Consider the following 14620-nt stretch of genomic DNA (forward strand, 5'->3'; position numbering starts at 1 on the left):
ACGATGACCGTTCTGCATTCCGCCCCGAAGTTCGCTTCGAATGAAGGTGTGATCGAGACGCTCTCGGCCGCACTTGGCGACATGGTCGTCGCGGCCAAGGAAGAACACGGCGAAGTCGTGCTCACCGTTGTGCGCGACCAGATCGAAAACACCCTTCGCCTGCTGCGTGACCATCACGAATACCAGCAGATGATGGAAATGGCCGGTGTCGACTTCCCGTCGCGTCCGGAGCGTTTCGAAGTCGTCTACATGCTGCTTTCGGTGACGAAGAACCATCGCCTGATGGTGAAGGTGAACGCCGCCGAGAACACCCCGGTGCCGACCGTGACCACGCTTTGGCCCAACGCGGGCTGGCTGGAGCGCGAAGTGTTCGACATGTACGGCGTGATCTTCGCCGGCAACCCGGACCTGCGCCGCATCCTGACCGACTATGGCTTCGAAGGGCACCCGTTCCGCAAGGACTTCCCGCTCACCGGCCATGTCGAGCTGCGTTACTCGGAAGAGGAACAGCGCGTGGTCTACGAGCCGGTCAAGCTTGCGCAGGATCTGCGCCAGTTCGACTTCATGAGCCCATGGGAAGGCGCCGAATACGTGCTCCCGGGCGATGAAAAGGCCGAAGGAGAGGCGAAGTGAGCATGTTGCTTGAGCAGTCGCCCACCACCGGCGACGAAGTCATCACCAACTACACGATCAACTTCGGACCGCAGCACCCTGCGGCTCACGGCGTTCTGCGCATGGTCATGGAACTCGATGGCGAGATCATCGAGCGCATCGACCCGCACGTCGGCCTGCTGCATCGCGGCACCGAGAAGCTGATCGAGCACAAGACGTACCTCCAGGCGCTGCCCTATTTCGACCGTCTGGACTACTGTTCGCCGCTGGGCATGGAGCATTCCTACGTCCTGGCGGTCGAGAAGCTGCTCAACCTCGAGGTTCCGATCCGCGCGCAGTACCTGCGCGTGCTGTTCGCCGAGTTGACCCGCATCTGCAACCACATGCTCAACATCGGCTCGCACGTCATGGACGTGGGCGCGATGACCCCGAACCTGTGGCTGTTCGAAATCCGCGAGGACTGCCTCAACTTCTTCGAACGCGCTTCGGGCGCGCGCATGCACTCGGCCTGGTTCCGCCCCGGCGGTGTCCACCAGGACGTGCCGCTCAAGCTGCTGACCGACATCGCCGACTGGCTCGACACCCGCCTGCCGGAGCTGTTCGAGGACGCGATGAGCCTCGTGGTCGACAACCGCATCTTCAAGCAGCGCAATGTCGACATCGCGCTGGTCAGCAAGGAAGATGCGCTGGCCTGGGGCTTCTCGGGCCCGATGATCCGCGGCGCGGGCATCCCCTGGGATATCCGCAAGTCGCAGCCCTACGACGTCTATGACCGCATGGACTTCGAGATCCCCGTCGGCACCAACTCGGACTGCTACGACCGCTTCATGGTCCGCGTCGAGGAAGTGCGCCAGTCGGCCAGGATCATGAAGCAGTGCCTGGCGCAGATGCCCGAGGGCCCGGTGGCTTCGTCCGACCGCAAGGTGGTTCCCCCCAAGCGCGGCGAGATGAAGCAGTCGATGGAATCGCTGATCCATCACTTCAAGCTCTACACCGAAGGCTTCCACGTCCCGGCCGGTGAAGTCTACGTCGCCACGGAAAGCCCGAAGGGCGAATTCGGCGTCTATCTGGTGTCGGACGGCTCGAACAAGCCGTACCGCTGCAAGATCCGCCCGACCGCCTTCTCGCACCTCCAGGCGATGGACTTCATGTCGAAGGGGCACATGCTCTCCGACGCGACCGCCATTCTGGGCGCCATCGACGTGGTGTTCGGGGAGTGCGACCGTTGAGCCGCCTCGCTACCGCCGAGCTGATGATCGCGCACTATAACGCGCAGGACGCCGATGCTTACGTCGCTCTCATGACCGACGACGCATGCGAGGCGGGCTATCGCGGCGCGGTCGTTCGCGAAGGCAAGGAAGGCACCCGCGAGGGGCTGAAGAAGATGTTCGCCGAGTTCCCCGAGAACCGCGCGGACATCCTCTCGTCCTACGAACTGGGCGAATATGTCGTCCTGCACGAGCGTGTGTTCCGTTCGGCGAGCGCGGAGCCCTTCGAAGTCATGTCGGTGTACAGCTTCGAGGGCGACAAGTGCTCGCGGGTTGAGTTCATCCGATGAAATTCAACACGCTCGAACTGATCCGCATCTGGGCCGCCGTCACCGGTGTGGCCCTTGCGGTGTGGTATTTTGCCGCCGTCTATCTCGATCTCCAGCCCACCGGCGCCCTGCCGATGCTGGTGACCGCGATCGGCGGTTTCGAATTGTTTCTTTTCGGCCAGGACCAGTGGCTGAAGCGCAGGGGTAAGCATGGCTGACCGCTATATCGAACCCGACACGCCCGAACTTCGGGCCCGTTGGGGCAATTTCGCCTGGACTTCCGAAAACGCCGAGAAGGCGAAGGAAGTCGTCGCGCGTTATCCGGAAGGGCGCCAGCGCTCGGCCGTGATGCCGCTGCTCGATCTCGCCCAGCGTCAGGTTGGCGCGGAAGAGAACACGCAGGGCTGGCTGCCGATCCCGGTGATGGAATACATCGCCGCCTATCTCGACATGCCGATCATCCGCGTTGTCGAGGTCGCGACCTTCTACACGATGTACAACATCGCGCCGATCGGCCGCTTTCACGTGCAGGTCTGCGGCACCACGCCGTGCATGCTGCGCGGGTCCGACGATCTGCTGGCGACCTGCAAGTCGCGCGGCATGAAGAAGGGCCACATCTCGGAGGACGGCTTGTGGTCGTTCACCGAGGTCGAGTGCATGGGCAACTGCGCCTCGGCGCCGATGGTCCAGATTAACGACGACAACTACGAAGACCTCACGTCGGAGCGCCTCAACGCGGTGCTCGACGCGCTGGCGCGTGGTGAAACGCCCAAGGCCGGCACGCAGGATCCTGCCCGTCACACCGTCGAACCGGTGGGCGAGCCGACCAGCCTTGCGGCCATGATCACCGAAAACCATGACTATCGGAGTGAGTGGTAATGGCTCTCCTCGATAAGGATCGCATCTTCACCAACCTCTACGGCTATCAGCCGTGGAACCTGAAGGAAGCGCAGGCGCGCGGCGCCTGGGACAACACCAAGGCGCTGATCGAGCGCGGCCGCGAGGCCATCATCGACGAGATGAAGGCTTCGGGTCTGCGTGGCCGCGGCGGTGCGGGCTTCCCGACCGGCATGAAGTGGTCCTTCATGCCCAAGCAGCCGCCGCTCGACCAGAACGGCAATCCCAAGCCCAGCTTCCTCGTGATCAACGCGGACGAATCCGAACCGGGTTCGTGCAAGGATCGCGAGATCATGCGCCACGACCCGCACCTGCTGTTCGAAGGCGCGCTGGTCGCGGGCTTCGCAATGGGTGCGCGCGCGGCCTACATCTACATTCGCGGCGAATACATCCGCGAGGCAGAGACGCTGTTCGCGGCGCGTGAAGAGGCTTACGCAGCCGGCCTGCTGGGCAAGAACGCCTGCGGTTCGGGTTACGATTTCGACGTCTTTGTCCACCGCGGCGCCGGTGCCTACATCTGCGGCGAAGAAACCGCGATGATCGAAAGCCTCGAAGGCAAGAAGGGCCAGCCCCGCCTGAAGCCGCCGTTCCCGGCCGGCGCGGGCCTCTACGGCTGCCCGACGACGGTCAACAACGTGGAATCGATCGCCGTCGCGCCGACGATCCTGCGTCGCGGCGCCGCATGGTTCTCCAGCTTCGGCCGCGAGAACAACAAGGGCACCAAGCTCTTCCAGATCAGCGGGCACGTGAACCGTCCCTGCGTGGTCGAGGAAGAGATGTCGATCCCGTTCAGCGAGTTGATCGAGCGGCACTGCGGCGGCATTCGCGGCGGCAAGGACAACCTGCTGGCGGTCATCCCCGGCGGTTCCTCGGTTCCGTTGGTGCCGGCTGCCGAGATCTGGGACGCGCCGATGGACTTCGACGGCCTGCGCGCTGTCGGTTCGGGCCTCGGTACCGCGGCCGTCATCGTCATGGACAAGTCCACCGACATCGTCCGCGCCATCAGCCGCATCTCGTACTTCTACAAGCACGAGTCCTGCGGTCAGTGCACCCCCTGCCGCGAGGGCACGGGCTGGATGTGGCGCGTGATGGAGCGCCTGCGCACCGGTGATGCGCAAGTCGAGGAAATCGACATGCTGCAGCAGGTGACCAAGCAGGTCGAAGGCCACACCATCTGCGCTCTGGGCGACGCTGCGGCGTGGCCGATCCAGGGCCTGATCCGTCATTTCCGTCCGGAGCTTGAGCGCCGGATCGCCGAAAACGTCCGCGAGGCTGCCGAGTAATGCCCAAGGTCAAAGTCGACGGCGTCGAGATCGACGTCCCCACCGGCGCAACCGTGCTGCAGGCCTGTGAGCTTGCCGGCAAGGAAATCCCGCGCTTTTGCTACCATGAACGCCTGAGCATCGCCGGCAACTGCCGCATGTGCCTGGTCGAAGTGAAGCCCGGACCGCCCAAGCCCCAGGCTTCGTGCGCGCTTCCGGCTGCCGAAGGCCAGGAAATCCGCACGGATTCCGAAATGGTCAAGAAGGCGCGGGAAGGGGTGATGGAGTTTCTCCTCATCAACCACCCGCTCGACTGCCCGATCTGCGATCAGGGCGGCGAGTGCGACCTTCAGGACCAGTCGGTCGCTTACGGTCGCGGCGCTTCGCGCTACGACGAGAACAAGCGCGCGGTCACTGAAAAGTACATGGGCCCGCTCATCAAGACGACGATGACGCGCTGCATCCACTGCACCCGCTGCGTGCGTTTCTCGGAAGAGATCGCCGGCGTGGACGAGATCGGCGCGCTCTATCGCGGCGAGAACATGCAGATCACGACCTATCTCGAACACGCTGCCAAGCACGAGATGTCGGCCAACGTGATCGACTTGTGCCCGGTCGGCGCGCTCACCTCGCGTCCCTACGCCTTCGAGGCCCGTCCCTGGGAACTCAAGAAGACGCTGGGCATCGACGTGTCGGACGCCACCGGCGCCAACATCCGCATCGATGCGCGCGGCCGCGAAGTGCTGCGCGTGCTTCCTCGTAACAACGATGACGTGAACGAGGAATGGATCAGCGACAAGGCGCGCTACATGGTCGACGGGCTTACCAAGCGCCGTCTCGACAAGCCGTACCTGCGCCGTGACGGCAAGCTCGTCGCGGTCAGCTGGAACGAGGCCTTTGCCGCCATCGCCACGCTGAACCCGGGCAACTCGATCGCCGCCGTCGCTGGCGACATGGTCGATTGCGAAACGATGTTCGCGGCCAAGAAGCTGGTCGGCGCGCTCGGTTCGACGCTCATCGAAGGTCGTCAGACCGGGATGGACTATGCGACGGGCAGCCTGGCCGCGGTCAACTTCAACACCACGTTCTCGGGCATCGAGACCGCTGACGCGATCCTGATCGCGGGCAGCCACGTGCGCTGGGAAGCCCCGCTGCTCAACGTCCGCCTGCGCAAGGCGGTGAAGCGCGGCGCCAAGGTGTTCCTCGTCGGCCCTGAGTGGGAAACCACTTTCGGGGGCGAGTTCCTTGGCGAAGACCTGTCGGTCCTTGGCAATCTGCCGCAGCACGTCGCCGACGCGCTGTCGAACGCGAAGCGTCCGGCGGTGATCCTCGGCGGCGCGGCGCTCGGCCGTGGCGGTCTGGAAGCGGGCCTCGCGCTCGCGGCCCGCTTCAACCTCGTTCGCGATCTTGAAGACGGCACCCAGTGGAACGGCTTCAACGTCCTCCACATGGCGGCAAGCCGCATGGGCGGCCTGATGCTGGGCTACGCGCAGAAGGGCGGCATTGCCGACCTCGTCGCCGCCAAGCCCAAGGTCCTGCTCGCGCTCGGCGCCGATGAAGTGGACTTCACCCAGTTCGCCGGTTCGATGATCGTCTACATCGGTCACCACGGCGACAAGGGCGCCCATGCGGCGGACGTGATCCTGCCGGCTTCGGCCTACACCGAAAAGGCAGGCACTTACGTCAACACCGAAGGCCGCGTGCAGTGGTCCGACAAGGCCGTGTTCGCGCCGGGCGATGCCCGTGAGGACTGGACGATCCTGCGTGCGCTCGCCGATGCTTTCGGCGTGACCGTCGGCTTCGACACCTTCGATCAACTGCGAAACGCAATGATCGCGGAAGTTCCTGCACTTGGCAGCGAAGGTCTGGCCGACTACGGCAGCGTTCTGCCCCTCGGCGGCGGTTCCGCTGCCGGTCAGATCGCCTATCCGATCAAGGACTTCTACATGACCAACCCGATCGCCCGTGCGAGCGCCGTCATGCAGCGCTGCTCGGCCGAAATCCTCCACGGGGAAGAACTGGCGGAGGCCGCGGAATGACCGCTTTCTTCCAAACTCTCGGGATGAGCTACGAGTGGGCGTGGTTTGTCGCCACCGTCTGCGGCATCCTGCTCATCGCGCTGCCGCTGATGCTGGCCGTGGCCATGATCATCTATGTCGACCGCAAGATCTGGGCCGCCATGGCGCTGCGCCGTGGTCCCAACGTGGTCGGCCCGTTCGGTCTGCTCCAGTCCTTCGCGGACGGTCTGAAGGTCTTCCTTCAGGAAACCATCATTCCTTCGGCGGCGAACAAGGGCCTGTTCCTGATCGCCCCGGTGGTGACCTTCACGCTGGCGCTGCTGTCCTGGGCGGTGATCCCGTTCAATTCGGGCGCCTTCGTTTCCAACATCAACATCGGTCTGCTCTACATCCTCGCGATCAGCTCGCTGGGTGTATACGGCACGATCATGGCGGGCTGGGCTTCGAACTCGAAGTACCCGTTCTTCTCCGCGATGCGCGCATCGGCGCAGATGATCTCGTATGAAGTCTCGATCGGCTTCATCCTGATCACCGTCGTGCTCTGGGCGGGTACGTTCAACATGAACGACATCGTCTGGGCGCAGAAGGGCCACGTGCTGGGCATCATCAACGGTTTCGCCGCGAACCCGCTGCTGTTCCCGATGTGGGTGATGTTCCTGATTTCTAGCCTTGCGGAAACGCAGCGTGCTCCCTTCGACCTTGCCGAAGCGGAATCGGAACTCGTCGCCGGTTATCAGACCGAATACTCGTCGATGGCCTTCGCCGCCTACTGGCTGGGCGAATATGCCAACGTGCTCCTGATGTGCGCGCTCAACGCGACGCTGTTCTGGGGTGGCTGGCTGCCGCCGCTCGACATCCCCGTGCTGTACCTCGTTCCGGGCTTCATCTGGTTCCTGATCAAGGTTTTCGGCTTCTTCTTCGTGTTCAGCTGGATCAAGGCCACCGTTCCCCGGTACCGCTATGACCAGTTGATGCGCCTGGGCTGGAAGGTCTTCCTGCCCGTATCGCTGCTGTTCGTTGTTCTCGTCAGCGGCTACCTCATGGCTACCGGACACTTCCAATGACCGTCGGACAACTCATAAAGAGCTTCACGCTCTGGGAGTTCGTGAAGGCGCACTGGCTGACCTTGAAGTACTTCTTCAAGCCCAAGGCGACGATCAACTACCCCTTCGAGAAGAACCCGCTTTCGCCGCGCTTCCGTGGTGAGCATGCCCTGCGCCGTTATCCCAACGGCGAGGAACGCTGCATCGCCTGCAAGCTGTGCGAGGCGATCTGCCCGGCGCAGGCGATCACGATCGAAGCCGCACCGCGTGAAGACGGTTCGCGCCGCACCACGCGCTACGACATCGACATGACGAAGTGCATCTACTGCGGCTTCTGCCAGGAAGCCTGCCCGGTGGACGCCATCGTCGAGGGGCCGAACTTCGAATACGCGACCGAAACGCGTGAGGAACTGCTCTATGACAAGGCCAAGCTACTGGCGAACGGGGACAAGTGGGAGCGTGCGATCGCCGCGAACCTTGAAGCCGATGCGCCGTATCGATAGGGGCCCGCGGACATGATCCAGACCATCGCCTTCTATCTGTTCGCTGTGCTGACCATCGCGTCGGCCGCCGCGACGATCCTCTCGCGCAACCCGGTTCACGCCGTGCTGTTCCTGATCCTGGCGTTCTTCAACGCGGCCGGGCTGATGGTGCTCACCGGCGCCGAGTTCATCGCCATGCTGCTCGTCATCGTCTATGTCGGTGCCGTTGCGGTCCTGTTCCTCTTCGTCGTCATGATGCTCGACATCGACTTCGCCGAACTGCGGGCCGGGTTCGTCAAGAACTTCCCGCTCGGCCTGCTGGTCGCGGTTGTCCTTCTCGCCGAGATGGTGCTGGGTATCGGTGCTTACAAGTCCGGTAGCCTTATCCTCGGCACGCCTGACGGCACCAGCGCCGCGCCTGCCGGCACCACGAACATCGAAGCCATCGGTGCGCTGATGTACAGCCGCTACCTGTTCCTGTTCGAAGCCGCCGGCCTGATCCTGCTCGTCGCGATGATCGGCGCCATCGTGCTGACCCATCGTCAGCGTGGGGACACGCGCGGCCAGAAGATCAGCAAGCAGATCGCCCGTCGTCCCGACGAAGCGACCGTCAACGTCAAGCCCGAAGTGGGCAAGGGGGTTCAGCTGTGATCGGCGTCGAACATTACGTGGTCGTGAGCTCGATCCTCTTCGTGCTCGGCGTCCTCGGCATCTTCCTCAACCGCAAGAACGTCATCGTTCTGCTCATGGCGATCGAACTGATCCTGCTTGCGGTCAACCTTAACCTCGTCGCGTTCAGCGCCGCCCTGCACGACCTCACGGGTCAGATCTTCGCGATGTTCGTGCTTACGGTTGCCGCCGGCGAGGCCGCAGTGGGGCTTGCAATCCTCGTGATCTACTTCCGTGGCCGCGGCACCATTGCCGTCGACGACGTCAACCGGATGAAGGGATAAGGCCTTGCAGTCGATCCTGATCATCGTCTTCCTGCCATTATTGGCAGCGATCATCGCCGGGCTGGGTAACAAGCAGCTCGGCAACGTCGCCGCGAAGTCTCTCACGACGGGCGCACTCTTCGTGTCGTGCGCCCTGTCGTGGCCGATCTTCCTCCAGTTCCTCGGCGGTCACGCCGAAGCCAGCGTCGTTCCGGTCCTCAAGTGGGTCCAGTCCGGCGCCATGACCTTCGACTGGGCACTGCGTGTCGACACGCTGACCGCCGTCATGCTGGTGGTCATCACCTCGGTTTCCGCGCTCGTGCATCTCTATTCGTGGGGCTACATGAGCGAGGAGCCGGATCAGCCGCGCTTCTTCGCGTACCTGTCGCTGTTCACGTTCGCCATGCTCATGCTGGTGACCGCGGACAACCTGGTGCAGATGTTCTTCGGTTGGGAAGGCGTGGGCCTGGCCTCGTACCTTCTGATCGGCTTCTGGTTCCGCAAGCCTTCGGCCGGCGCTGCCGCGATCAAGGCCTTTGTGGTCAACCGCGTCGGTGACCTTGGCTTCATGCTCGGCATCTTCGGTACGTATCTGGTGTTCGGCACGGTCTCGATCCCCGAGATCCTGCATGCCGCGCCCGGCATGGCCGGTTCGACCATCGGCTTCCTCGGTGCCCGTTTCGACACCATGACGGTGATCTGCATCCTGCTGTTCATCGGCGCGATGGGTAAGTCGGCGCAGCTCGGTCTGCACACCTGGCTTCCGGACGCGATGGAAGGCCCGACCCCGGTGTCGGCGCTGATCCACGCGGCCACCATGGTCACCGCCGGCGTCTTCATGGTCTGCCGTCTCTCGCCGATGTTCGAAACCAGCGAAACCGCGATGCACATCGTCGCTTTCGTCGGCGCCTGCACCTGCTTCTTTGCTGCCACCGTGGGTTGCACCCAGTGGGACATCAAGCGCGTGATCGCGTATTCGACCTGCTCGCAGCTCGGCTACATGTTCTTCGCCGCTGGCGTCGGCGCTTATGGCGCGGCCATGTTCCACCTGTTCACGCACGCTTTCTTCAAGGCGCTGCTGTTCCTCGGTGCCGGTTCGGTCATCCACTCGATGCACCACGAACAGGACATGCGTTTCTACGGCGGTCTGCGTAAGCACATCCCGATCACCTTCTGGGCGATGACGGCGGGTACGCTGGCCATCACCGGCGTCGGTGTTGCTGGTTTCGCCGGTTTCGCAGGCTTCCACTCGAAGGACGCAATCCTCGAAGCGGCCTTCGGTTCGGGCTCGCAGGTTGGCGGTTTCGCCTTCTGGATGGGCATCGCTGCCGCGCTCATGACGAGCTTCTATTCGTGGCGCCTGGTCTTCCTGACCTTCTTCGGCAAGCCGCGCTGGATCCAGTCGGAGCACATTCAGCACGCCGTTCATGACGCACACGGTCACGACGATCATGCCCATGATGCCCATGCGCACGACGACCATGCAGACGATGCGCATGCCCATGCCGCTCCCGAACTCGGTTCGCGCGGTCCGGACTATTCGCAGCACGGCGACGGTACGGGTGGCTACCACCCGCACGAAAGCCCGCTGGTGATGCTGCTGCCGCTGATCATTCTCTCGATGGGTGCGATCTTTGCCGGTTACGTGTTCCAGCACGCCTTCGTCTCGGAAGGTGAGGGCGAGTTCTGGAAGGGCGCACTGGTCTTCCACGAACACCTGATCCACGCCATGCACGGCGTCCCGACCTGGGTGAAGTGGGCGCCGTTCACGGTGATGGCGCTGGGCCTGCTGACCGCATGGTACGGCTACATGAAGAACCTTTCGTTCCCCAAGGCAGTCGCCGCACAGCTCGGGCCGGTCTACACCTTCGTGTACCGCAAGTGGATGTTCGACGAACTCTACAACACGATCTTTGTCCGTCCCGCCTTCTGGTTCGGCAACGTGTTCTGGAAGGTCCTGGATATCGGCGTGATCGACAAGTTCGGTCCCGACGGTGCGGCCTGGGTGGTCGCGAAGGGTTCGACTTACGCGCAGAAGGTCCAGTCGGGCTATCTGTACAGCTACGCTCTTGTCATGCTGATCGGCGTCGTAGCCGCCATCAGCTGGGTGATCGCGGGATAAGATGATGAGTGGTTTTCCGATCCTCAGTCTGATGCTGTTAGTGCCGCTCGCGGCGGCACTGGCTTGCCTCTACCTTGATGCCAAATCGGCCCGTGTCGTGGCGCTTGTCGCCACGCTCGTGGACCTTGCACTTGGCATCGTCCTCTGGATGAACTTCGATATCGGCGGCGCGCAGTGGCAGTTCCAGGAGCGGCATGAGCTGTTCTCGGGCTTCTCCTACGCCCTCGGTATCGACGGTATCGCCTTGCTTCTGATCATGCTTTCCGTGTTCCTCATGCCGATCTGCATCGGCGCGAGCTGGAATTCGGTCGAGAAGCGCGTCGGCGAATATATGGCTGCCTTCCTGCTCGTTGAAACGCTGATGATCGGCGTGTTCGTGGCTCAGGACATCTTCCTGTTCTACATGTTCTTCGAAGCAGGCCTGATCCCGATGTACCTGATCATCGGCATCTGGGGCGGCGTGGACCGTATCTACGCCTCGTACAAGTTCTTCCTCTATACGCTGCTCGGCTCGGTGCTGATGCTCGTGGCGATGCTGTGGATGGTCCACACCGCCGGCACGACCTCGGTCCCCGAACTGATGAACTACGACTTCGATCCGAAGGTCCAGACCTGGCTCTGGCTCGCCTTCTTCGCCAGCTTCGCGGTGAAGATGCCGATGTGGCCGGTCCACACCTGGCTTCCGGCGGCGCACGTTCAGGCGCCGACCGCAGGCTCGGTGATCCTCGCCGGCGTGCTGCTGAAGATGGGTGGCTACGGCTTCATCCGCTTCTCGCTGCCGATGTTCCCCGAAGCCTCGGCCTATTTCGCGCCGCTGGTGTGGGGCCTGTCGATGGCCGCTGTCGTCATCACCTCGCTCATCGCGCTGGTGCAGGACGACATGAAGAAGCTGATCGCCTATTCGTCGGTCGCCCATATGGCGATCGTGACCATCGGTCTCTTCGCCTTCAATCCGCAGGGCCTCGAAGGCTCGATGCTGGTCATGCTCAGCCACGGTCTCGTTTCGGGCGCGCTGTTCCTCTGCGTCGGCATCATCTACGACCGCCTGCACACCCGTGAGATCGCCCGTTACGGCGGCCTCGCCATCAACATGCCGCGTTACGCGCTGTTCTTTCTGCTCTTCACGATGGCCTCGATCGGCCTTCCGGGCACCAGCGGTTTCGTCGGCGAATTCCTGAGCCTTGGCGGTATCTACCAGGCATCGAGCTGGACGGCGCTGATCTGCACCACCGGTATCATCCTGGGCGCTGCCTACATGCTCTACCTCTATCGCCGTGTCGTCTTTGGCGACCAGAAGAATGCCGATGCCGCCGCCATGGTGGACCTCGACGCCCGCGAACTGATCATGGTCGGTGCGCTCGGTCTCGCGGTGCTGTGGATGGGCGTTTATCCTGAGAGCTTCATTGCTCCGATGCGCGCGGACATCGCCGCGCTCGACGCCCGGCTCGCTCGCGCAAAGCCGGAAGGAGACGCCAAGTTGGCCATGGGCAAGCAAAAGCCTGCGCACGAAGAAGCAGCTGCGCATGAGGGGGCACACTGATGGACTGGTCACAGTCGCTGCGCCTGATCGCGCCGGAAGAAACGCTTAGCATCGCAAGCCTGGTCTTGCTCCTTGTCGCCGCCTGGGGCGGTGACAAGGCCTCCAAGCTGATCTCCGTTCTCGCCGTGGCGGCGCTTGTCGCCGCCGGTGTCCTGGTCGCCCCCGCCCTGTGCGGTGGTGCCATGGGTACCGAGACTTTCGCCTTCTACGGTCAGTTCAAGGCTGACGCCTTTGCGTCCTTCGCCAAGGTCCTGATCTACATTTCGGCCGCCGTTTCACTGGTGGTCGCGCCGAAGTTCTTTGATCGCTTCAACGCGATGCGCGCCGAATATCCGGTGCTCGTTCTGCTGGCGACGATCGGCATGAGCATGATGGTTTCGGCAACGAACCTCATCACGCTCTACATCGGCCTCGAAATGAACTCGCTCGCCGCCTATGTGCTGGCAGCCTTCCTGCGTACCGATGGCCGTTCGGCCGAAGCGGGCCTCAAGTACTTCGTGCTCGGCGCGCTGGCCTCGGGCATCCTGCTTTACGGCATGAGCCTGACGTACGGCTTTGCCGGCACCACTTCGTTCGACGGTATCAGCGCCTCGATGGCGCACGGCCTTTCGAATGGCGCGCTGTTCGGCCTGGTCTTCGTCTTTGCCGGTCTTGCCTTCAAGATCAGTGCCGTGCCGTTCCACATGTGGACCCCCGACGTCTACGAAGGCGCACCGACCCCGGTGACCACGCTCTTCGCCACGGCCCCCAAGGTCGCGGCGATGGCACTCACCATGCGTGTCGCCATCGAGGCGTTCGGCGACCAGGCCCACGCCTGGCAGCAGATCATCGTCTTCGCGGCACTGGCCTCGATCATTGTCGGTGCTCTTGGTGCCATCCGCCAGTCGAACATCAAGCGACTGATGGCGTACTCCTCGATCAACAACGTCGGCTTCATGCTGGTCGGCCTTGCCGTCGCCACGCCTCAGGGTATCTCGGCCATGCTGTTCTACCTCGCGATCTACGTCGCGATGTCGGTCGGCGGCTTCGCGATGATCCTGATGCTCACCGACGAGAACGGCAACCAGGTCGAGGACCTGAGCAAGATGGCCGGTCTGTCGCGCACCCGTCCGGGTCTGGCGCTGGGCCTTGCCATGATCATGTTCAGCCTTGCCGGTATCCCGCCGATGTTCGGCTTCTGGGGCAAGTTCCTGGTCTTCAAGGCAGCCGTCGACGGCGGCATGATCGCGCTCGCGGCGCTGGGCTTCGCGGCCTCGGTGATCGGTGCGTTCTACTACCTCAAGGTCGTCAAGGTCATGTACTTCGACGAACCCGCTGACGTCGTGAAGGGCGAGAGCGATATCTGGCACAAGCTGATCCTGTTCGGCTCGTGCCTGGTCATCTCGCCGCTCGGCTTCTTCCTCACCAAGTGGCTGGGCCATCTGGCCGACACGGCCGCTGCGGCCCTCTTCACCGCCCTTTGATCGAGGTCGTTGAAGAGACGGCTTCGACCAATGCGGATCTCGTCCGGCGCCTCGGCGCCGGCGAGAGCATTGACGAAGGTTTCTGGCTGCGCGCGGTGCGACAGAGCGCCGGGCGCGGCCGCCGGGGCAAGGCATGGTCCTCCCCCGAGGGCAATCTATACGCCAGCACCGTAGTCGCGCTCCGCGCCGGTGATCCGCCCGTCCACACGCTGGCCTTTGTCGCGGCGATCGCCGTTCGTGATCTCATCGTCTCGCTTTTACCTGCCGGGACAACGATCCAGCTCAAATGGCCGAACGACGTTCTTGTCGAAGGCGCCAAGATCAGCGGCATCCTGCTCGAACGCCGCAGCGATGATGTGATCGTCGGGATCGGCATCAATGTCGTCTCCGCCCCCGAACTGGCGGACCGCGCGACCACTTCCATTCAGGCTGCCCAAGGGCGCGCTGCAGACGCTCACGGCGTGCTGGAAATCCTGGCAGATGCGTTTGCCGAGCGTCTTGTGCAGTGGCGCAGCGAAGGGCTATCTGCCACGCTCAATGCCTGGCAGCAGGGGGCCTATCCGCAGGGAACGGCGCTGAAAGTCATGCTGGACGGGGAAGGGGAGGTGACCGGCACCTTTGCGGGGCTTGACCCGGACGGTGCTCTGCGCTTGCGTCTCGCGGATGCGAGCCTACGTGTCATCCATGCGGGCGACGTCTCGCTGGTCTGAAG

At 63.2% G+C, this 14620-nt stretch carries 14 protein-coding genes and 1 pseudogene; all 15 read left to right on the plus strand.

Annotated elements, in window-relative coordinates; translation table 11 throughout:
* Positions 1-3: 3 nt before the first annotated feature.
* A pseudogene (locus CA833_RS14605) lies at positions 4-615 on the plus strand (NADH-quinone oxidoreductase subunit C); the annotation flags it as partial.
* A gap of 20 nt (positions 616-635) precedes the next feature.
* Positions 636-1841 (plus strand): NADH-quinone oxidoreductase subunit D, encoded by a 1206-nt coding sequence (locus tag CA833_RS14610; protein ID WP_207080115.1) that lies wholly within the window; start codon positions 636-638, stop codon positions 1839-1841.
* A gap of 23 nt (positions 1842-1864) precedes the next feature.
* On the plus strand, positions 1865-2170 hold the full coding sequence (locus tag CA833_RS14615; protein WP_142637654.1) for a nuclear transport factor 2 family protein: 306 nt from the start codon (positions 1865-1867) through the stop codon (positions 2168-2170).
* The gene (locus CA833_RS14620) at positions 2167-2367 is read left to right on the plus strand and encodes a hypothetical protein (RefSeq protein WP_142634004.1); all 201 of its coding nucleotides are present in this window, start codon (positions 2167-2169) and stop codon (positions 2365-2367) included. The genes CA833_RS14615 and CA833_RS14620 overlap by 4 nt, the downstream gene beginning before the upstream one ends.
* On the plus strand, positions 2360-3028 hold the full coding sequence (locus CA833_RS14625) for an NAD(P)H-dependent oxidoreductase subunit E (protein WP_142634002.1): 669 nt from the start codon (positions 2360-2362) through the stop codon (positions 3026-3028). Before CA833_RS14620 ends, CA833_RS14625 begins: the two co-directional genes overlap by 8 nt.
* Positions 3028-4329 (plus strand): NADH-quinone oxidoreductase subunit NuoF, encoded by a 1302-nt coding sequence (gene nuoF, locus CA833_RS14630; protein ID WP_142634000.1) that lies wholly within the window; start codon positions 3028-3030, stop codon positions 4327-4329. The genes CA833_RS14625 and nuoF overlap by 1 nt, the downstream gene beginning before the upstream one ends.
* Complete coding sequence (nuoG, locus tag CA833_RS14635; protein ID WP_207078431.1) at positions 4329-6347, plus strand: NADH-quinone oxidoreductase subunit NuoG; 2019 nt, start codon at positions 4329-4331, stop codon at positions 6345-6347. The genes nuoF and nuoG overlap by 1 nt, the downstream gene beginning before the upstream one ends.
* Entirely contained in the window at positions 6344-7390 is a 1047-nt protein-coding gene (gene nuoH, locus CA833_RS14640) for an NADH-quinone oxidoreductase subunit NuoH (protein ID WP_142633996.1), read from the plus strand. Before nuoG ends, nuoH begins: the two co-directional genes overlap by 4 nt.
* Positions 7387-7872 carry an NADH-quinone oxidoreductase subunit NuoI gene (nuoI, locus tag CA833_RS14645; RefSeq protein WP_142633994.1) on the plus strand — a complete coding sequence of 162 codons (486 nt, stop codon included), beginning with the start codon at positions 7387-7389 and terminating at the stop codon, positions 7870-7872. The genes nuoH and nuoI overlap by 4 nt, the downstream gene beginning before the upstream one ends.
* A gap of 12 nt (positions 7873-7884) precedes the next feature.
* Positions 7885-8502, plus strand: a complete 618-nt coding sequence (locus tag CA833_RS14650) for an NADH-quinone oxidoreductase subunit J (protein WP_142633992.1) — start codon at positions 7885-7887, stop codon at positions 8500-8502.
* On the plus strand, positions 8499-8804 hold the full coding sequence (nuoK, locus tag CA833_RS14655; protein ID WP_142633990.1) for an NADH-quinone oxidoreductase subunit NuoK: 306 nt from the start codon (positions 8499-8501) through the stop codon (positions 8802-8804). The genes CA833_RS14650 and nuoK overlap by 4 nt, the downstream gene beginning before the upstream one ends.
* A 4-nt stretch (positions 8805-8808) precedes the next feature.
* Positions 8809-10905, plus strand: a complete 2097-nt coding sequence (nuoL, locus tag CA833_RS14660) for an NADH-quinone oxidoreductase subunit L (protein WP_207078432.1) — start codon at positions 8809-8811, stop codon at positions 10903-10905.
* Positions 10906-10909: 4 nt separating this feature from the next.
* Positions 10910-12445: an NADH-quinone oxidoreductase subunit M gene (locus CA833_RS14665; RefSeq protein WP_142633986.1), complete on the plus strand. Its 1536-nt coding sequence runs from the start codon at positions 10910-10912 to the stop codon at positions 12443-12445.
* Complete coding sequence (gene nuoN, locus CA833_RS14670; RefSeq protein WP_207078433.1) at positions 12445-13908, plus strand: NADH-quinone oxidoreductase subunit NuoN; 1464 nt, start codon at positions 12445-12447, stop codon at positions 13906-13908. The genes CA833_RS14665 and nuoN overlap by 1 nt, the downstream gene beginning before the upstream one ends.
* Positions 13905-14618: a biotin--[acetyl-CoA-carboxylase] ligase gene (locus CA833_RS14675; RefSeq protein WP_142633982.1), complete on the plus strand. Its 714-nt coding sequence runs from the start codon at positions 13905-13907 to the stop codon at positions 14616-14618. The genes nuoN and CA833_RS14675 overlap by 4 nt, the downstream gene beginning before the upstream one ends.
* The last annotated feature ends 2 nt before the right edge of the window (positions 14619-14620 follow it).

This window comes from Novosphingobium sp. KA1, assembly GCF_017309955.1.
In the GTDB taxonomy this organism is placed as follows: Bacteria; Pseudomonadota; Alphaproteobacteria; order Sphingomonadales; family Sphingomonadaceae; genus Novosphingobium.